General features: G+C 48.5%; 4 protein-coding genes and 1 pseudogene. All 5 read left to right on the top strand.

Annotated features, from left to right (window positions below; genetic code table 11):
• Positions 1-44: 44 nt before the first annotated feature.
• A pseudogene (locus L0M14_RS06355) lies at positions 45-1,576 on the top strand (type I polyketide synthase); the annotation flags it as partial.
• Positions 1,562-15,511: an SDR family NAD(P)-dependent oxidoreductase gene (locus L0M14_RS06360; protein ID WP_235121350.1), complete on the top strand. Its 13,950-nt coding sequence runs from the start codon at positions 1,562-1,564 to the stop codon at positions 15,509-15,511. The pseudogene L0M14_RS06355 and the gene L0M14_RS06360, both read left to right, overlap by 15 nt.
• Positions 15,498-15,812 (top strand): acyl carrier protein, encoded by a 315-nt coding sequence (locus L0M14_RS06365; protein WP_235121351.1) that lies wholly within the window; start codon positions 15,498-15,500, stop codon positions 15,810-15,812. The genes L0M14_RS06360 and L0M14_RS06365 overlap by 14 nt, the downstream gene beginning before the upstream one ends.
• A 30-nt stretch (positions 15,813-15,842) precedes the next feature.
• Positions 15,843-20,528, top strand: coding sequence for a beta-ketoacyl synthase N-terminal-like domain-containing protein (locus L0M14_RS06370; RefSeq protein WP_235121352.1), 4,686 nt, complete (start codon positions 15,843-15,845; stop codon positions 20,526-20,528).
• Complete coding sequence (locus L0M14_RS06375) at positions 20,504-21,481, top strand: acyl carrier protein (protein ID WP_235121353.1); 978 nt, start codon at positions 20,504-20,506, stop codon at positions 21,479-21,481. Before L0M14_RS06370 ends, L0M14_RS06375 begins: the two co-directional genes overlap by 25 nt.
• Positions 21,482-21,501 lie beyond the last annotated feature (20 nt).

The following is a 21,501-nucleotide window of genomic DNA, read 5'->3' on the forward strand; positions in this document are numbered from 1 at the left end:
GTCAGCATCTGGGGAACAAGGACCTGACTCGCCAAATGGATCGTAAGGATGCTGTCGCCATTGTCGGGATGTCTGCTAGGTACCCCGGTGCGGATGAATTAGACCAATATTGGGATAACCTAGCCTCTGCCCAAAATGCTGTCCGGGAAATTCCGGCTTCGCGCTGGGATGTGAATGCGTACTATGATTCGCACCCTAATCAACGGGGGAAATTGAACTGTAATTGGATGGGGATGTTGGATGATATCGAATATTTTGATCCTGCATTTTTTCATATTCCGTTAGCGGAAGCGGAGACTATGGATCCTCAGCAGCGCATTTTCCTGCAGGAGGCATATAGAGCGTTTGAGGATGCGGGATACAGCCGCCGCTTGCTAAGCAGCAAGAAATGCGGTGTGTATCTTGGGATTGCGGGTAATGAATATGGCATGATGCTCTATAAAAATAAGGCTGAAGCCATGGACACGACCGGTAACAGCTCTGCCATAGCTGCGGCACGCATCGCTTATTATTTGAATTTAACAGGGCCTGCAATCTCCGTAGACACAGCCTGTTCTTCCTCCCTGGTTGCAGCACATTTGGCGTGCCAGGCATTATTAAACCGCGAAATTGATATGGCGTTGGTAGGAGGCGTAAGCCTGTATCTGACGCCTGATAGATATATAAGCATGTGTGCAGCTGGAATGCTGTCACCTGGCGGCCATAGCAAAGCTTTTGACAATCATGCCGATGGATTTGTGCCGGGCGAAGGTGCCGGAGCATTGGTGCTAAAAAGACTGAGTGACGCCGAGGCGGATCGTGACTCTATATACGGCGTTATTATCGGTTCGGGAATCAATCAAAACGGCAATACGAACGGAATTACCGCTCCCAGTAAAAACTGCCAGATGCAGTTGGAGCGGGAGATCTATGATAAGTATCAAATTGATCCAGAGCGGATCGGATATGCTGAAATGCATGGGACAGGGACGAAGCTGGGTGACCTTATCGAATTGGAAGCAATGTCGACGGTCTTTAAGGAAAAGACAAGCCGGAGGAATTATTGTGCGATAGGTTCGGTAAAAGGCAATATCGGGCATGTATCGGCAGCCGCCGGGGTGGCAAGTATTCAGAAAGTGCTGCTAAGTATGAGGCATCAGATGCTAGTACCGACATTACATTTTAAAAGTCCAAATGAGCACTTCGATTTCAAGACTTCCCCATTTTATGTGAATACCGAATTAAAACCTTGGGAGTCTCCATCTGGCGTTCCAAGGCAGGCTTGTGTGAGTTCATTCGGATTTAGCGGCAGCAATGCCCATCTTGTTATTGAGGAGTATCCGGCCCCAGACAAACATGTTTCCTCATTGTCCGGCGGCAAATCCGATTCTCCGTTATTGTTCATCCTGTCGGCGAAAAGCGAGAACCAGCTGCGATTCTATGTAAAGTCGTTGAAGAATTTCATCCAATCTCACTCTGAGCCCGATTTGGCAGATATCGCATACACGTTGCAGGTCGGCCGGGAAGCGATGGAGCACCGTATTGCTTTTTTGCAGATTCAAGGGAGTCCGCTGTCGAGGTTATGGAAGCGATTCTGGAAAATCGTCAGCCTGCAGGCGTGTTGACTGCGCAGTTGAATAGGAATGAAGCGAGTGAAGAGGAGGTAACCCTTCTTGTTCAACGTAGAGAATGGCGGAAAATAGCAGAATTATGGGTGAACGGATTACAGCTCGATTGGGATAGCTTGTATGATAATTCAAGACCTAGACGGGTTCATCTTCCTGCCTATCCTTTTGCTAAGGAGCTCTGCTGGGTTCAGGAACTTTACAACGGAAACGCTGGGATAATTAGCACTCGAAGCGTTGATTCATCCCAACCGGACAGTAAGAATTCCGCTGTTCCTGAGGTTTATGCTTATGACGAGCCTTATTTACAGGATCATAAGGTCGGAGGCGAACCTGTTCTTATTGGAATGACTCATGCAAGCCTGGCAATCAATGATTTTTTTAGAGCATTTCCAGAGGAAAACAACGTTCATCTCCATGGACTTCATTTTATAAAGCCTGTTGAAATTAAAAAAGGGCAGCATGCGGAAATTGCGATTGAGTCTGAACAAATCGGGGATCATGCTGATTTTCGTGCTGTTTACCGATATCGCTTGGATGAGGCGTGGGATCTGAGTGCTACGGGCACATTACGCAAGTCTTCATTCGCAGGCGGCAGCATCAATTTGGAGGAATTACAGGGTGAGTTGGAAGAGCTGAAAGCTTTCGAACATATTTATTCCGACAATCCTGCTATTCAAGTTGGAGATACCTTTAAAAATATAAGCCGAATTTATGCTGGACATGACCGGGTGCTTGCCAGAGTGGATTTGACTCAAGCGCTTCAGGAAGAAAAGCATACGTATGCAACGCATCCGCTCATGATATATAACGCCTTCCAGGCGGTAGTTCCGCTTTTGGGCCGACAAGACATGAATGGCGGATTTCTGCCCTTTGGGATTAAAGATATGTATGTTCAGCAGACCGGCAAGCTGGAGTCATTTTGGTTATTGGTAACGCTAAGGAAGTTTTCGGGAGAGATGGCGATTTTCGATGCGGATGTGATGAATGATCGCTCACAGGTTATTGCGAGTTTTTCAGGATGCTCCTCGAAAAGGCTTCGATCTGCGGCGCAAAGTCATTCCGGCAGCCGGATATTAGAAGAGGATGCGACGCATCAAGGACAAAGCCAAAACAGTTCGGGTGAATACAAGCCTGTGGTGACTGGGGCAGCATCCCACCTTTCAGGTAAAGTACAAAAATATTTGAGAGACAAGCTGTGCAGCATCATACCCGGATACAAGAAAACGTCCAATATTGAGATTAATTTAATGGATTTGGGCGTGGGGTCTTCGGATTTTATTGCACTGACCCGCGAGATTGAAAGAGAAGCAAACATTGAGCTGAGTCCTGCATTGTTTTTTGAGTACCCGAATGTGAAGGAGCTTACAAAGTTCTTTTCACAAGAGCACGGGGATGCGTTTGTTCAGCTTCTTGAGTCCGGTTCAAGGAACCAGTCGAAGCCTGAGATCGTCCGTGACAACAGGCAGGCTTCACAAGAAACGATCAACGCCGAACCTAACAAATTCGTACCGTCAACCAGCCAGACCTGGTCCGAACCTGCTAGAGATGAGATTGCTGTCATAGGGATTCATGGAACCTTTGCTGGGGCATCTGATTTGGAACAGTTTTGGAATAATTTGAGGGAAAAAACAGACGTAATCACAGAGATTCCTCTGGACCATTGGGATTACCGTCCTTGGTATGATCCCAATCCTGAGACTCAAGATAAGACCTACTGTAAGTGGGGCGGCTTTATCGAAAATGTAGATAAATTTGATGCGGAATTTTTCCATATTTCCCCTCGTGAAGCAGAGTGGATGGATCCTCAGCTCCGGCTTATGCTGCAAAGCATTTATGCTGCAGGGGAAGATGCAGGCGTCATGAACAGGCTGAGAGGTACAGACACAGGAGTATTTATTGGGGCTTGCTGCCACGATTATAAAGATTTGATTGCCGAAAAGAATCTTCCCGTTGATCCTTATGTCGGTATAGGTACATCTCAGACGATACTTGCCAATCGCATTTCGTTTTTCCTTGACTTGAAAGGTCCGAGTATTGCCATAGATACGGCGTGTTCATCCTCCTTGTTCGCATTGCATTACGCGTGCCAGGCGTTAAGAAATAAAGAGTGCAGCATGGCTTTTGTAGGTGGAGCGAATCTGCTCCTATCTTCTTGGCATTACCGTTACTTCAGCAGTATGGGGGCATTATCGCCTTCAGGACGCTGCCATACTTTCGATGAAGCTGCAGACGGTTATATTCCAGGGGAATGTGTTGCCAGTATGCTGTTGAAGCCGCTGGATCAGGCCATTAAAGATGGAGACCGTGTTTATGCGATTGTCAAAGGTTCGGCCGCCCTGCATGGAGGATATACGCCGTCTATAACTGCACCAAGCGTAGCGGGAGAAGAGAATGTTATTGTGAAAGCTTGGGAGGATGCAGGAGTGCCTCCTGAAACCATCAGCTATATAGAAGCTCATGGCACAGGTACAAAGTTAGGCGATCCGATTGAAATGAATAGTTTAAAAAGAGCGTTCAAGCATTTTACAGGGAATGAAGGGTTCTGTGCTGTAGGCTCAGTAAAGGCTAATATCGGTCATGCAGAAGGTGCAGCTGGTATAGCAAGCGTAGTCAAAGTTATTCTCCAAATGAAACATCGTCAGATACCGGCTTTGCCCATGTTCAATAAGTTGAATCCTTATATTGATTTGGATAAGTCGGCACTATACATAAATCGAGAATTAGAAGATTGGAAGTGTCCCGAAGGTACGCCTAGACGCGCCGGAGTAAGTTCTTTTGGTATGTCAGGTGCTTATGCCCATGTTGTGCTGGAGGAATATATTCCCCAGGAAATAGCAAAGCCCGCTATTGTAGGGATTTCCCAAAATCCAACTGTAATTGTTTTATCCGCCAGAAATAATGAACGGCTTAAGGCGCGGGCAAAACAGCTGATAGCATTTATTAGGAAAGGTCAAGTTTCCGACGGCGATCTGCCTGACATAGCATATACGCTTCAGGTCGGGCGAGAAGCCATGGATGAGCGCATGGGCATGATCGTGAGCTCAATTTCCGAGCTTGAGGAAAAGCTGCAAAGTTTTGTGGAAGAATCGGATCTTGCTGAAGATGTGTACTGGACCCAAGGGAAGCAAAGCAAAGAACATGTCGCCGTACTCATGGAAGATGAAGATTTTGAAAAAATAATCGATGTCTGGACACAAAGAAGCAAATATGGAAAGATTTTAGACCTTTGGGTCAAAGGCTTGAACTATGATTGGAACAGACTCTATGAGGGCTTCAAGCCAAGTATCATCAGTTTGCCAACGTATCCCTTCGCAATGGAGCGCTATTGGGTTCCTGACATGGACGTCAAGCCAGACAGTGGTGCGGCTGTTATCCACCCATTCCTGCATCAGAACACATCGGATTTATCCGAGATGAGGTTTAGCACAACCTTTAACGGGCAGGAGTTTTTCCTTACAGATCATAGGGTAAAAGGCGGGAAGGTTCTTCCTGGTGTTGCCTATTTGGAAATGGCCAGAACAGCAGTTTATCATGCGCTAGGGAACATGCACGAAGCCAAGGCTCAAATTCTCCTCAAAGATGTGGTTTGGATAAGGCCAGTCGTGGTCGCTGACCTGCCTGTGGAGATCCATATCGGGTTGTACCCCAAGGAAGACGGCACGATTGATTACGACATCTACAGTGTTCCTGAAACAGAAGCGGAAGATTGTGTGATACACAGTCAGGGCAGTGCGGTAGTCATTCCGGGAACAAAGTCGCCTGTGCTGAATCTGCAGGCTTTGCAGGCAGAGTGCGGACAGGGCAAGATTTCATCCGACCAATGTTATGAAGTGTTTCGTGCTATGGGAATGGACTATGGTCCAGCATACCGTGGAATTGTAGAAATCTATAAAGGCGCTGAGCAGGTGCTGGCCAAACTGTCACTGCCCGATTTCCTTTCCAATACGAAGGAACAGTATGTCATGCATCCCAGCTTGATGGATTCTGCTTTGCAGTCGTACATAGGGTTAATGATGTATGCCAATGGAGATCCAAGACGTCCCAATAAGCCGGTTATGCCCTTCGCTCTGGAGGAACTTGAGATTTTTGATACATGCCATTCAACGATGTGGGCTCTAATCCGGTATAGTGATCATGCTGCTGCAGGGGATAAGTTGGAGAAAACCGATATTGATTTATGTGATGAACAAGGCAGAGTATGTGTAAGGATGAAAGGTGTTTCATCCCGGATGCTGGAAAGGGATCTCCAATTCAGCCATGTGCCGCAAACGGGTTCCACTGAATACGCAGGCTGGACAGCAACAGGTCCGGTCATGCTTGCTCCTGTGTGGGATGCTGTTAAGCTGGAAATGGGGCAGAGCTTTCCGGCTGCTGCAGATCGCGTAGTGGTGATAGGCGGAGATCAAGACAATTGGGAAATGCTTAAACGCAGCTGCCCGCACATGGACGTATGGGTGACCCAATACGGGGAATCTATGGAAGAACTGGCGAGTAAAATGGAAGAGTATGGTCCGATTGACCATTTGATTTGGATGGCGCCTTCTCAACCTTTAGAATCCGCAGCTAGTGAGGTATGTATTGCAGATCAGGAATGTGGTGTTCTCCATCTTTTTAAAGTAATGAAAGCGCTGCTTCAACTGGGATATGACGCCAAGGATTTGGGTTGGACCGTGATTACGGTACAAACGCAGCCCATTCATAAAAACGACGCGGTAAACCCGGCGCATGCAAGTGTCTATGGTCTTATGGGCACAATGGCCAAGGAATACCCGAATTGGAAGACGCGGGTAATAGACTTGGAAGCCGGCTGTGAATGGCCCGTTCAAGAAATGTTCGCTCTGCCCTCAGACCCCCGCGGGGATGCTTGGGTGTACCGTAATCAAGAATGGTACAGGCAGAAGCTAATTCCGGTGCGTGATATCCCTTCGGGCGAACCTATGTATAGACACGGTGGCGTATATGTAGTGATCGGAGGAGCAGGCGGCATCGGAGAAGCTTGGAGCGAATATGTTATCCGTAACTGGCAAGCGCAGGTTGTATGGATCGGACGTAGGGACAAGGATGCGGCTATTCAAGCTAAGTTGGAGAGGTTGGCAGCCCTGGGGCCGGAGCCTGTTTATCTATGTGCCGATGTAAGTGACCGGAAGGCGCTTCAAGAGGCTTATGATGAAATCAAAGTGAAACATTCGAAGATTCATGGAGTGGTTCACTCTGCCATTGTGCTGCTGGACCAAAGCCTTGCAAACATGGATGAGGAAAGATTCAAGGCCGGGCTTACAGCCAAGGTGGATGTGAGTGTGCGGATAGCTCAGGTTATGCAAGAAGAGCCCTTGGATTTCGTGCTGTTCTTTTCTTCGATGATTTCATTCCTGAAATCTGCCGGACAGGGTAATTACGCTTCTGGGTGTACCTTTAAGGATGCTTTTGCCCATCAGCTGGCACTTGAACGGGACAGTGCGGTGAAGGTGATGAATTGGGGATATTGGGGGAGCGTCGGAATCGTAGCCTCCAAGTCCTACCAGGAACGAATGGTTCAGGCAGGCATAGGTTCCATTGAGCCTTCAGAGGCTTGGAAAGCTTTGGAATCGCTTTTTGATGCTCCAATGAACCAAATGGCCTTTATGAAAACCACAAAACCGTTGGTTTTGGATGGAATGGATGTACAGGACTCGATTACAGTCTACCCAGATGGTCCTGAAATTGGCGTTCAACTGATGCACAAATCTGTTCCGCCTGCTCATATGGTGAGCACAGGGGTATCACTGGATGAAATGAAGGCGGTCTTGACACAAATAGCGAGTGAATTAATTCATGTTCATGCTGATCAAATAGATCCCGATGTTCGTTTAACGGAATGCGGATTTGATCCTTACAAAGCAGCAGAGTTTGCGGACAGGCTCCGTGAAGCGTGTGGTCTTGAACTCTCTCACACTGAACTTTTTGAACATGAAACCATCCACAAACTGGCAGGGTATTTGGCAGAAGAATACAGGAATGTGTGCACAAGACAAGAGTTTCAGTTGGAGGACGAACAAGCGGGGACGCTGAAGCAAAAGGAAGAATTAGACAATCTGCTGTGCAAGCTGCTTTGGGGACAGCTGCAGTCCATGGAGGTATTTGCAGAAGAGAATACGGCTGCAGCAGATCTTAAGGAAAAAAGCGGGATTTGCTCCTTATACGACAAGTGGCTGGAAGAAAGTATCGCGGTCTTAGCCCGGAATAACTATATCAGGCTTGATGGAGCCGCATTCAAGGTGCTTACCGATGCAAGAGAGGTGGATCTTGAAGCAGCATGGCAGGAATGGGATCGGAAGAAGGGCGACTGGCTGGAACATCCAGATATGAGAGCCCAGGTGGCATTATTAGAGGCCATGCTGGGTTCATTGCCGCAAATTCTTACCGGTAAGGTCCAGCCTACTGACATTATGTTCCCGAATTCCTCCATGGAGTTAGTGGAAGGGGTTTACAAGAACAATCCGTCAGCGGATTACTATAACGAGGTATTATCCGACTTAGTGACAGCATATGTAGCTGAGCGAATAGAGCAAGACCCGTCAGCGCAGGTGAGGATTATCGAAATCGGGGCGGGCACCGGAGGAACCAGCAGCATGGTCCTCAAGAAGCTGGGCCCGTATCGGGAGCATATTGGCGAATATTGCTATACCGACGTTTCGAGAGCTTTTCTGATCCATGCGGAGAAAGAGTATGGTCCTGAGAATCCTTATTTGACCTACAGGATTTTTAATGTGGAGCAGCCTGTTGGAGAACAGAATATCGAGTTAGGTGCGTATGATTTGGCAATCGCCGCCAATGTATTGCATGCCACAACCCATATTCGTCATACCTTGCGCAATGCAAAGGCATTACTTAGAAAGAACGGCCAGCTTCTTCTAAATGAGCTTATTACCAATTCTCTGTTTGCCCACTTGACCTTTGGTCTATTGGAAGGATGGTGGCTGTACGAAGATCCAGCTCTACGCATTCCGGGATGTCCGGGGTTATCCGCGCAAGCTTGGAGGAAGGTGCTGGAAGGCGAAGGATTCCATTCGGTATGTTTCCAGATTCCTGAGGCGAATGGTTTGGGGCAGCAGATCATTACTGCTGCAAGTAATGGAGCTGTAAGACAAAAGCAAGGGTTCAAGCCAGAAGAATGGCCTGCATGGAAGAAAGACAATAAAGCCGCTTCTGAAGCAGCGGTTCCTGTGGAAGTTAAGGTTGTCCAGAAAAAGAACGTGAAGCAGGCAGGCGGGAAAGCAGCGGATTCATTGCAGGAGAAAAGCACGGCGTATATAAAAAAACTGGTAGCTGATACGCTCAAGTTTCCTGTTGATAAAATAGACACTGCAGAGCCTCTGGAAAGATACGGAATTGATTCGCTTTTGGTTGTTCAATTAACCAATACCATGCGAAAGGTATTCAATCATGTCAGCAGTACCTTATTTTTTGAGTATCAAACTATTGACGCTTTGGTCGGGCATTTTATGAAAACTCAAAGGGATTCGTTATTAGCTCTGTTAGGCGAGGAAGAGGCTCAGACTTTCGAGGAAATTCCGGGAATTGATGAAACTGCCGCCCCGCTGGCGTATAGGCTGCCAGTACCGATGCCGAGGCGAGGAGGACGATTTCTGCAGCACAGTTCTGTAGGAACTGAAGCGAACGCCCCGCGGGTTTCGGAAGTTCGGGATATTGCCATTATCGGCCTCGCAGGGCGTTATGCCCAAGCCAATAATATCGCTGAACTTTGGGAACATTTAAAGACCGGCAGCAATTGCATTACTGAAATTCCTAAGGACCGTTGGGATTGGAAGCAATACTATCATGAAGAAAAAGGCAAAAAGGGCTATATATACAGCAAATGGGGAGGATTTATTGACGATATTGATAAATTCGATCCCTTATTTTTCAAGATTTCTCCCGCAGAAGCTGAGATGATGGACCCGCAGGAGAGGCTGTTTTTGGAAGTTGTGTATGCGGGCATTGAAGACGCCGGTTATACGCCGCTAAATCTTTGCGAAAGCAGAAAAGTCGGAGTGTTTGCCGGAGTTATGAACGCCAACTACCCAACAGGGGTCAGCTATTGGTCCATCGCAAACCGGATTTCGTACCTATTTAACTTCCAGGGGCCGAGTTTGGCGGTAGATACCGCATGTTCTTCATCCTTGACAGCTATTCATTTAGCCTTGGAAAGTCTGTACAGCGGCATGAGTGATTGTGCTATTGCAGGCGGAGTCAATTTAATCGTAGACCCGGCTCACTACATGAGGCTGGCGTCTATGACCATGATCTCTCCCGGAGACCAGTGCAAGGCTTTTGGAGATCAAGCCGACGGATTTGTTGACGGCGAAGGCGTTGGGGCTGTTATATTAAAGCCTTTGGCGAAGGCGATTGCCGATGGGGACCATATTTACGGAGTGATCAAAGGGAGTGCGTTGAACGCGGGAGGGAAGACCAACGGATATACGGTGCCCAATCCCCATGCACAGTTCCAACTGGTTGTAGATGCCTTGAAGCGCGCAGGCGTCCATCCACGGACTGTCAGTTACCTGGAGGCCCACGGAACGGGCACAGAGCTGGGAGATCCGATTGAAATTGCCGGATTGACAAGAGCTTTTGAGCAAGAAACTGAGGAAAAGCAATTTTGCGCAATCGGCTCGGTCAAGTCGAACATTGGACATTGCGAAAGTGCGGCAGGTATTGCCGGAATGACAAAAGTACTGCTGCAGTTGAAAAACCGTCAGTTGGTGCCTTCGCTTCATGCAAAGGTTCTTAATCCAAACATTGACTTTGGAAGTACCCCATTTATTGTTCAACAAGAGCTGGCGGAGTGGAAAAGGCCGGTAGCAAGGATTGACGGAGTCGTCAGAGAATACCCGAGAATTGCCGGTATTTCATCCTTTGGAGCCGGAGGAGCAAATGCTCATATCGTGATTGAGGAGTATATGCCGCAGCAGCGGGAACGGGCTCGCCTTGCCATCACACGGAGAAACCCTGCAGTCATCATCCTGTCGGCTAAGAACGAAGCAAGGCTCCGGGAACGAGCTGACCAGTTACTGGCCGCAATCGGGAAGAGGCATTTCAGAGATGAAGACATGCCCGACATGGCCTATACCCTACAGGTGGGAAGAGAAGCGATGGAAGAGCGTTTGGCCATGACAGCAAAGTCATTGCAGGAGCTTACCGAGAAATTGCAGAGCTTCCTGGCTGGCGTGGATGAGGCTGACGGACTCTACCGCGGTAGAGTCAAACGAAATAAGGATGAGCTGGCTGGTTTTGCATCGGATGAAGAACTGCAGGATGCCATCAGAACGTGGGTTGAAACAAACAACTATGACAAGCTCGTGGAACTGTGGGTAAAGGGATTGGCAGTAGATTGGAACCAGTTGTACGGAGATGCGAAGCCTTGCCGTATTAGCCTGCCAACCTATCCTTTTGCTAGGGAACGTTATTGGACAGCTGGAAATTTGGCAAAGTACGGTAATCATGCGGCGGCTTCCGGTACTGGATCTTCAATGAATGTCCCTACAGCTGCCAATCAACCTTCGACAACGTCAAGAAAGCTGATGCTCCAGCCAGTCTGGCAGGAAAGCGGTATTGCCTATGAAGCAGCAGTACCAAGCTATGAAAAGCATTTGGTCATACTATGCGAAACCCGCGGGATTTCACCTGAAGACATCGCAGTTCGAATGGACGGCGTCCGCTGTATCTCCTTGCAGTCGGGCAAAGTGGGAATAGATGAGAGGTTCCAGGACTATACCTTGAAGGTGTTCAGAGAAATCCGCAGCATGTTTGAAAGCAAACCCAGGGAGCAGGTATTGATGCAGATTGTCATACCGGGTCAGGAGGAGCAGCAGGTCTATTTCGGACTGTCGGGGTTGTTACAAACCGCACGCTTGGAGAATCCAAAGCTTGTAGGGCAGATCATAAGGATCGAGGAGAATGACGAAAGCGTTGCGGAGAAACTGATGGAAAACAGCCTCTGCCCTGGTGATTATAAAATCAGCTATCAAGACGGAAAACGCTGCGTTGCCGGTTGGAGCGAGATGGAAGTATCCCAAGTGGCAGCCCTGCCATGGAAAGATCGGGGCGTTTATCTGATTACGGGCGGAGCCGGAGCATTGGGACTCATTTTCGCTAAGGATATAGCCTTAAAGGTCGAGGATGCCGTGTTGGTTCTTACCGGAAGGTCTCCTTTAAGTATGGAGAAAGAAGCGCGTTTAAAGGAGTTAGAACGACTGGGCGCCAAGGTAGAATACAGGCAAACAGATATCGCTCTGATGGGAGCTGTCACAGGAATGATCCGCGATATCACCGAGAAATATGGAACCCTTGATGGAATCATTCACAGTGCCGGAGTCATTCGTGACAGCTTTATTTTGAAAAAAGACAACATAGAGATCGAGCAGGTTCTCGCACCTAAAGTCACCGGGCTCATTAATCTGGATCAAGCCAGCAAAGAGCTGCCTCTTGACTTTTTCGTGTTATTTTCCTCCGGGACAGGCGCATGGGGCAATGTGGGGCAGGCGGACTATTCAGCAGCCAATGCCTTTATGGATGCCTATGCCGGATACCGCAGCAGCTTGGTGATTTCCGGTCAACGCCGGGGACAAACGCTCTCCATGAATTGGCCGCTGTGGAAAGAAGGCGGCATGCAAATCAACGAAGAGATGGAAGAGATCATGCGGCAACGCATTGGAATGGTTGCTATGGAGACTTCGAGCGGTGTTCAGGCCTTATATCAGGGGCTAGCTTCAGGGAAAAGTCAGGTGCTGGTGTTCGAGGGAGATGTATCCAAACTGCAGGATCATATGCGGAAGGACTCGCCCAAGATTTATTCGCACTTGAATGATGAATCCGGCCGGCGTGAGGAACATCACTTTTTGCAGGACAGAATTGTTCACAAAATGAAAGTTATTTTCGGAGAAATCACCAAAATGAGTGTTTCTCAGATCGATGCCGATGAACATTTGGAAAACTACGGAGTGGATTCGGTTATGATCATGCAGCTCAATCAAAAGCTCAGTGTAATTTTTGGAGAATTGTCAAAAACCTTGTTCTTTGAATATAAGACTCTGCAAGCTTTGGCTGAATACCTGATTGCAGACTATGCACAGGAGTGCTTCAGATGGGCGGGGCTTGAAAATCTGGGCAGGCCGATTGTAAATGAGCCACTCAATCTTCATTCCGCAGTCCATTCTCCTTCTACCCTTTCCGCAGAAGCGAAAAGGAGCAAAGCTCCCGTCTCCTCCGACGCTGAGAGGGACCAGGAACCTATTGCCATCATCGGCATTTCGGGCCGTTATCCGCAGGCCCAAAATCTGAAAGAGTATTGGGAGAATCTACAGGCAGGGAAAGATTGTATTACCGAGATTTCCCCAGAACGCTGGCCGTTGGAAGGATTCTACCATCATGATGCCCAGGAGGCAGTAGCACAAGGCAAAAGCTATAGCAAGTGGGGAGGATTTGTGGATGGTTTTGCAGACTTTGACCCGCTGTTCTTCAATATTTCGCCTCGCGAGGCGATGGGGATGGATCCCCAGGAGAGGCTGTTCTTGGAGTCTTGCTGGGAAAGCTTAGAGGACGCCGGCTATACCAGAGAGCAGCTTGCGGTACAGTATAAACGGAAGGTGGGTGTCTTCGCCGGAATTACGAAAACAGGCTTCGATTTGTACGGAGCCGAACTGTGGAAGCAGGGCAAAAGGCTTTATCCTACCACTTCTTTTAGCTCTGTGGCCAACCGGATTTCTTATACCTTGGATATTCAAGGGCCCAGCATGCCTATAGACACTATGTGTTCGGCATCGCTGACTGCCATTCATGAAGCCTGCGAACACCTCCGTCACGGAGATTGCGAAATGGCGATTGCAGGCGGAGTCAACCTGTATCTTCACCCTTCCAACTATGTCCTGTTGTGCGCTCAGAAAATGCTTTCGGCTGACGGCAGGTGCAAAAGTTTCGGACAAGGCGCTAACGGATTTGTGCCTGGAGAGGGAGTAGGGGCGTTCCTGCTAAAACCGTTATCCCGGGCTGTGGAAGACGGCGACCATATTTATGCTCTTATTCGCGGTACCAGTATTAATCACGGAGGAAAGACCAACGGTTACACCGTGCCAAATCCAAATGCTCAAGGAGAGGTAATTAGGGCGGCGCTGGATAAAGCTGGCGTAAATGCCCGCACGGTTAGCTACATCGAAGCTCACGGGACGGGAACGGAACTCGGTGATCCCATCGAAATCACAGGGCTTACTCAGGCTTTCCGCAAAGATACCCAGGATACGAGCTACTGCGCCATAGGCTCGGTAAAATCCAATATCGGTCATCTCGAGGCTGCGGCAGGTATTGCCGGATTAACAAAAATTGTCCTGCAAATGCAGCACCGGAAGATTGCTCCGAGCCTGCATGCCAAGGAGTTAAATGCCAATATCAACTTTGCGAAAACGCCATTTGTTCTCCAGCGGGAACTGTCCGAATGGAAGCGCCCCGTGGTTGAGCTAAACGGAACAAAGATAGAATGTCCGAGAATTGCCGGGATTTCATCCTTTGGAGCCGGTGGAGCGAATGCCCATGTCATTATCGAAGAATACATTCCGGAAAGAGCGGAAAGGCCTCAAGCATCGATCAGCGCGAAGAATCCCGCAGTGATTGTCCTTTCGGCCAAAAGTGAAGAACGGCTTAAAGCCCAGGCCCAGCAGTTTTTGAATGGGATCGCGGAGGGTCAGTTTGCCGATGTTTCTTTAGCTGATATAGCCTATACGCTTCAAGTGGGGCGCGAAGCTATGGAAGAACGTTTGGCTTTTATTGTCCGTTCCTTACAGGAATTGGAGGAGAAGCTGAGGGGATTTGTCACAGGGCAGGATGGCGTTGAGGGGCTGTACAGGGGACAGGCTAAACGCAATAAAGAGACTGTGACGCTGTTTGCAGCGGATGAGGATTTACAAAGGGCAGTTGAGGCGTGGATGAACAAGAGAAAATACGGAAGGCTTCTTGAACTTTGGGTTCAGGGGCTAAGTTTTGACTGGAACAAGCTGTACGGAAACGTGAAGCCGCAAAGAGTTAGCTTACCTACGTATCCTTTTGCCAGGGAGCGTTACTGGATCGGTGTGTCTGAAACTGGAGTTTCACAAGTCACGGTAACGCCTCAAGCGGTCAATCATGCAGCTCATGCATCGGCGAGTCCAAATGCGGCAAAACTGTCCGGACAACAGCCGGATACAGAAATGTTGAAGTACTCGCGCCAGACTGTGGCTTCGGAGGAGGTGTTCTTCAGCGATGCAGCAGCCAAGCCGAGCGGGATTTCTCTTCAACCTTTATCCTGGGACCACAAAACAGTAACGGGAACGATAGAGCAAAGCCGTCCATCTGTTGGGCTGTCATGGCCAAGCACTCCGTTAGGGCAGCAAGTGAAGAGCCATGAGACAGAAGCCTCCATCCCAGCGAAAAAAGCGGTTTGGGCGGATCATTTGGAGGAAGAGTTAGCGGCAAGTTTGGCGGACACTTTATCCCTCGGCCGGATTTATGTCGATAAAGATAAAAGCTTTATGGATATAGGGCTGGATTCCATCACAGGTGTGGAGTGGATTCAAGCTATAAACAAACGCTACGGACTGTCCATTCCTGCAACCAAAGTCTATGATTACCCGAATCTCAGGGAATTCATGAAATTCCTGCAAAAAGAAATGGACAAAAAAGACAGCGCTGCAGTCCATAGTGCGGAGGGTGCCGCAACAAGCTTGTCTCAGGCGAAAAATATACAACCATCAATCGAGTTGAAGCCCCTGCATTCAGCCGGTGTTCAAAATTCACCGCCGTTCAGGGTTTCGGAGCAGCCCCAGCCAATATCTCTTGAACATTTGCAGGAGGAGCTGATGGAAAGCTTGGCTGGAGATCTTATCCATGAAACTGTCTGATGTGGATATAGATGCGAAATTCACGGACATGGGACTCGATTCTATTATCGGCGTAGAATGGATTCAAACCATCAATAAACAGTATGGACTGTCTATTGCGGCAACTAGGGTCTATGATTATCCGACGATTAGAGAGTTGTCCGCATTGCTGAAAAAAGAGTTGAATCAGCACGGAAAAGGATGGAGCCAGCCATCTTTGCCATCCAATTCTTCGCTTTCCCTGCATGAGCTGATCCAACATGTTCAACAGGGCACTTTGGATATAGATCTGGCTGAACGGCTTTTTCATCAAACCAAATAAAATCTCAAAACTTTTAAAGAGGGGTTATGGATGAATGCAAAAGATGTGTTCCGTGCGCTTCAAAAGGGTGAATTAAGCGCTGAAAATGCTGAGAAAGAATTGAATAAGCTCATGGGTACGGCCCCGGATCAACCTTTGCAGCAGAAGGCAGTTGATCTGCAGGTGATTGATTCGGGGATTGCTCTGGTGACGATGCAGGACCGCGTCAATAAAAATACATTCTCTAAGGAGCTAGCCGACGGGTTGGTTCAGGCATTTGAAACGATTAAGGCCGGAGCCGACCTTAAAGTAGTGATCCTAACCGGGTTTGACAGCTACTTTGCCTCCGGCGGCACCAAAGAAGGGCTGTTGGCCATACAGGAAGGCAGGGTAAAGTTTACCGATATCAATATCTATAGCCTTGCTCTGGACTGCAGGATTCCTGTCATCGCTGCCATGCAGGGGCATGGAATTGGCGCCGGTTGGGCCATGGGAATGTTCTGCGATTTTATTGTGATGAGCAGGGAGAGCTATTATTCCAGCAACTATATGAAATATGGATTTACCCCTGGTGCTGGAGCAACATTAATTTTTCCGGAAAAATTCGGTACAGCTCTTGCACAGGAAATTTTGTATACCGGAAGGCAGTTCCGCGGGTCGGAATTGGAGGCGAAAGGAGTTCTCTTCCCGGTTTTGCCTAGAAATGAGGTGCTCCCTTATGCGTTACAGCTGGCCCAAGAGTTAGCTCAAGCGCCCAGGGAATCATTGATTGCACTTAAAGACCTTATGACCCAATCCATTCGGGACAAGGTGCGTCCAACGTTTGATCATGAATTGCAGATGCATCAAAGAACCTTTGTGAACCAGCCTGAAGTCAGAGACAGGATCGAATCCATGTTCAAAACCGATCAAACTGATATCCAGGTTAAAAAGGCACCGGAAAAGGTACCGGATGGGCACAGGAACCAAGTCTCGCAGGATTCGATCGCGATTATTGGAATATCGGGACAATTCCCTGAAGCAAAGGATCTGGACCAGTTCTGGAGCAACGTAGCTCAGGGGAAAGATTGTATAACGGAAATTCCTCCCGCGCGATGGTCGGTTCAGGACCATTACCATCCTGATCCAAAGGTCCCGGGAAAAACCTATAGCAAATGGATGGGACTTCTTGAGGATGTGGACAAATTCGATCCCCTGTTCTTCAATATTTCACCTATAGAAGCAGAGTGGATGGATCCGCAGCAGCGATTGTTTATCGAAAACTGCTGGCATTGTATCGAAGACGCGGGAATAAACCCGAATTCCCTATCCGGAAGCCGGTGCGGCGTGTTTGTAGGATGTGTGCCTAATGAATACGGACAATCCAAAGACATTCAGGCAATTAACGCGCAGCTCTTTACTGGGACGTCGACTGCCATTTTAAGTGCGAGGATTTCTTATTTGTTAAACTTGAAAGGTCCCTGTTTAGCTATTGATACAGCATGCTCCTCATCGCTAGTGGCGATCGCGGAAGCCTGCAACAGCCTGCTGCTAGGAACCAGTGACTTGGCATTGGCAGGCGGGGTGTACATCATGATCGGGCCCTCCATGCATATCGCGACCAGCAAAGCAGGAATGCTGTCCAAGGATGGGAAATGCTGCACCTTTGATGCCAAAGCCAATGGATTTGTTCCCGGCGAGGGGGCGGGGGTCGTTTTATTAAAACGGCTCTCCGATGCAGTTCGGGACGGCGACCCCATTTATGGGGTGATTCGCGGTTGGGGAGTCAATCAGGATGGAAAAACGAACGGAATTACTGCACCTAGTGTAAACTCACAAATCCAATTGGAGCAGGATGTATACAATCGATTTAACATCAATCCGGAAACCATTTCACTGATAGAAGCCCACGGGACGGGGACGAAGCTTGGAGATCCGATTGAAGTGGAAGCGCTGACTGAGGCGTTTAAGTCCTATACAAATAATAAAAGTTACTGTGCATTAGGTTCGGTCAAAAGTAATATCGGACACTTGCTGACAGCTGCTGGTGTAGCTGGGGTTATCAAGGTTCTAATGGCTTTAAAGCACAAGATGCTTCCGCCTGCCGTTCACTTTGATTCACTAAACGAGCATATATCCTTAATTGACAGCCCTTTTTATATCAATAAGCGTCTGCAGCCTTGGGAAACCTCTGCGGGAGAGCCGAGGCGTGCTGCTGTTAGCGCATTTGGGTTCAGCGGCACAAACGCACATATTGTCATTGAAGAGTACCTTCCGGAACAACAAAAAGAAACGCGGGAGAGCACAGGCATGAATCCTGTGCTCTTTGTCCTGTCGGCTAAAAGCAAGCAGCAGTTACACATCTATGCAGAATCCATAAAGGGCTGGATCGACGCGCAAGATGACCTTAACCTGGCTGACCTCGCCTACACCTTGCAGGCAGGCAGGGAAGCGATGGAGTATCGTCTGGCTTTTCCGGCGGATTCAAGAGAGAGCTTGTTACAAGCATTGGAAGGTTTTATTCTTAACAATCCAACGGCGGCCACATGTACTGCTCAGGTACATAAGGGTAATGGCGAAGTGACGGCTTTTGAAAACGATGAAGATGCCAGAGCCATTCTGGATACCTGGATTCGGAGTAGAAAGCTGCAAAACATTGCCGAGCTGTGGGTGAAGGGTTTGGACCTTGACTGGGGCAGGCTCTATGATGGCTCCCGGCCGCGCCGTATCAACATGCCTGGTTATCCATTTGCAAGAGAGAGCTATTGGATTTCTGGGGAGACTGCCACAACTGGGAATACAGTTCACCCCCCGGTAAACGGGATCGTCGATCTGCCGGAGCCTCCCGATAAGTTGGACTTGTCGGTGCAGTGTCATACCCCAGACAAGGAAGAACCTGAAGCAATCCTTGCCTTCATGGTCGCATATTTTGTAAGCATGCTGTCACGTATTTTAAAAATAAAGCCAGAACGAATTGATCCGGATACAGGCTTTGATAAGTACGGAGTCGATTCTATTGTCGTTCAGCAATTAAACGAGCAAATGGAGCAAATCTTTGGTCCGGTTCCATCGACTCTATTTTTTACATATAAGAGCATAAGAACGCTGGCGCTGTATTTCTCCAAGGAATATGAAGATAAGGTTCACATGCTGGTTCAACATTCGGTTGCCTCTGATGCGCTGCAAATAGAAGAGAAAGTTCAACACCAGCTTCAAGAGGAAAAGAATGCGCAAGCCCGGCAGCATACAAACAGACCCGTGGAGCCGGGTGATGAGAAACCGGCGAATATCCGAACTCATGGCAGCCCTGCGGCAAATCATGATATAGCCATTATTGGAATCAGCGGCCAATACCCGCAGGCAGCCAATATGGATGAATTCTGGAAAAACCTTGAGGACGAAATGGACTGTGTAATTGAGATCCCCAAGGAACGCTGGGACTACCGGAAATACTACAAGCAGGAAAGCGGAAGCAGCAAAAAATCCGGGGGAATGTACTGCAAATGGGGCAGCTTTTTACCGGATGTGGACAAATTCGATCCGTCCTTCTTTCAAATTTCGCCGCTTGAAGCCCGTTATATGGATCCGCAGGAAAGGTTGTTCCTGCAATCGGCAGCTTCCTGTTTGGAGGATGCCGGTTATACCAAAAAGCGTTTGCGAGATGACAGCGCAGGTGATGGCAGGAGTCCGGTTGGCGTTTTTGCCGGTGTAACCTTCAATAATTACCAATTGCATGTGTTAAAAGAGTTTGAAAAAGGGAATATGGCACCGATTAATTCCCAGATTTATTCAATTGCGAACAGAGTGTCCTACATTTTCAACTTGAGAGGGCCGAGTCTGAGTGTCGATACCGCATGTTCTTCCTCCCTTTATGCGATCCATCTGGCCTGTGAAAGCATAAAAAGTGGAGAATGCGAAATGGCCATTGCGGGCGGCGTGAACCTGTCCCTGCACCCTAGTAAGTACATGGCGCTGTGTTTTGGCCAGTTTGCAGCAAGCGACGGACGCTGCCGTTCTTTTGGTCAGGACGGGGATGGCTACGTTCCTGGGGAGGGTGTCGGGGCTGTTTTATTGAAACCGCTTAGCAAAGCAATCGCCGACGCTGACCATATCTATGGCGTAATAAAGGGAACGGCTGTGAATCATGACGGGAAAACATTCGGGTATAGTGTTCCGAATCCCGTTGCCCAGGCTGAAGTTATCAAAAAAGCGCTGGAAACTGCCAATATCAACCCGCGCACCATTAGCTACGTCGAAGCTCACGGGACGGGGACCAAGCTTGGCGACCCGGTTGAAGTCGCGGGATTAAGCGACGCTTTCGCCAGTTACACAGCGGACAAACAGTATTGTGCCATAGGCTCGGTGAAGTCGAATATAGGCCATTTGGAGGCTGCGGCCGGGATTGCCCAGTTGACGAAAGTGCTTCTCCAAATGAAGCATAAGAAGCTGGCGGCGACCTTGATCCATTCAGATCGTGTGAATCCGAATATCAACTTTGAGAATACGCCGTTTTTTGTCCAACAAGGCCTTAGCGATTGGAAGCAGCCAGTAATCCAGCTTGACGGCGAGGATCATGTTGTTCCGCGGCGTGCCGGGATCAGTTCTTTCGGAGCCGGAGGAGTGAATGTACACATGATCGTAGAGGAATATGATGCTCAACCTGATAGAACACGCAGTGCTTGGCAGGATACAAATCCTGCCGTATTTGTGTTGTCGGCAAAAAAGAAAACAACTTGCGCACATATGCCCGACTGCTGAAGGAATATGTTGAGAAGTCGATCGGGGAGCAGCGGGAACCTAACAAGTTTCACAACATCATATATACGCTGCAAACAGGGCGGGACCCGATGCCGTTCAGACTTGCCTTTACTGCCGAAGGTCTAGGAGAAATAGCGAGAAAGCTTGAATTGTTCCTGAACCCAAGGAAAGGTGATGACAATGGAGGTATCTATTTCGGGAATATCGAGTCGGGAAGTCATAAATTGCCTGCATTGGATGATGCAAGTCTTATTGCAGACGGATATCCAAACATAAAGCCAGACAAAATAGCGGAACTCTGGGTTGGCGGGATGGAAGTTGATTGGGATCAACTATATCAGCAGGGAACGCCGCGCAGAGTACCTTTGCCCACATATCCTTTCTCTAAGGAAAGTTATTGGGTCGGGGATTTAATAAATGATACCCCGAGCGTTAAAGATTTTACAGATATAGAGGTAACAACTGTACGGGAAGAAGAGAATCAAAGCGGCCCCGGCCATTCAAAGTTCTTGACGGAACTGAGTATGGCTATGGAAGGGGAGCGGCTGGAACTGATTCAGGAATATATCCAAAACTCAATATCGACACTGCTTGCCTTCAATCCCCACGATGTGCCGGAGCTTCACCGGGGGTTTTTCGATATGGGGATGGAATCGGTCATGACGGAACAATTCAGAAGCTTGCTGGGAGACAGCCTGAACATCGACATTTCTGATACGGCCCTTTTCGATTATCCCAACATTGCGGAATTATCCCAACACGTGCTCGACCTCATACCTTTTTCCGAATTGGAGCGTCAAAATGTGAGCAGCAGCAAATCAATGGAGCAAACATCCTTCCTTGAAGAACTGGTTCTTCTAACTTCAGGCGGGCCGCAAGAAAACACTTCGGCGGATTTGGAGCTTGTAGCCAATGAATTGAGAGACTTGTTGGCTCAAATCGATATGGGTTGATGTACGGTGAAATAATCTTG

This window comes from Paenibacillus hexagrammi (assembly GCF_021513275.1).
GTDB classification, from domain to species: Bacteria; Bacillota; Bacilli; order Paenibacillales; family NBRC-103111; genus Paenibacillus_E; species Paenibacillus_E hexagrammi.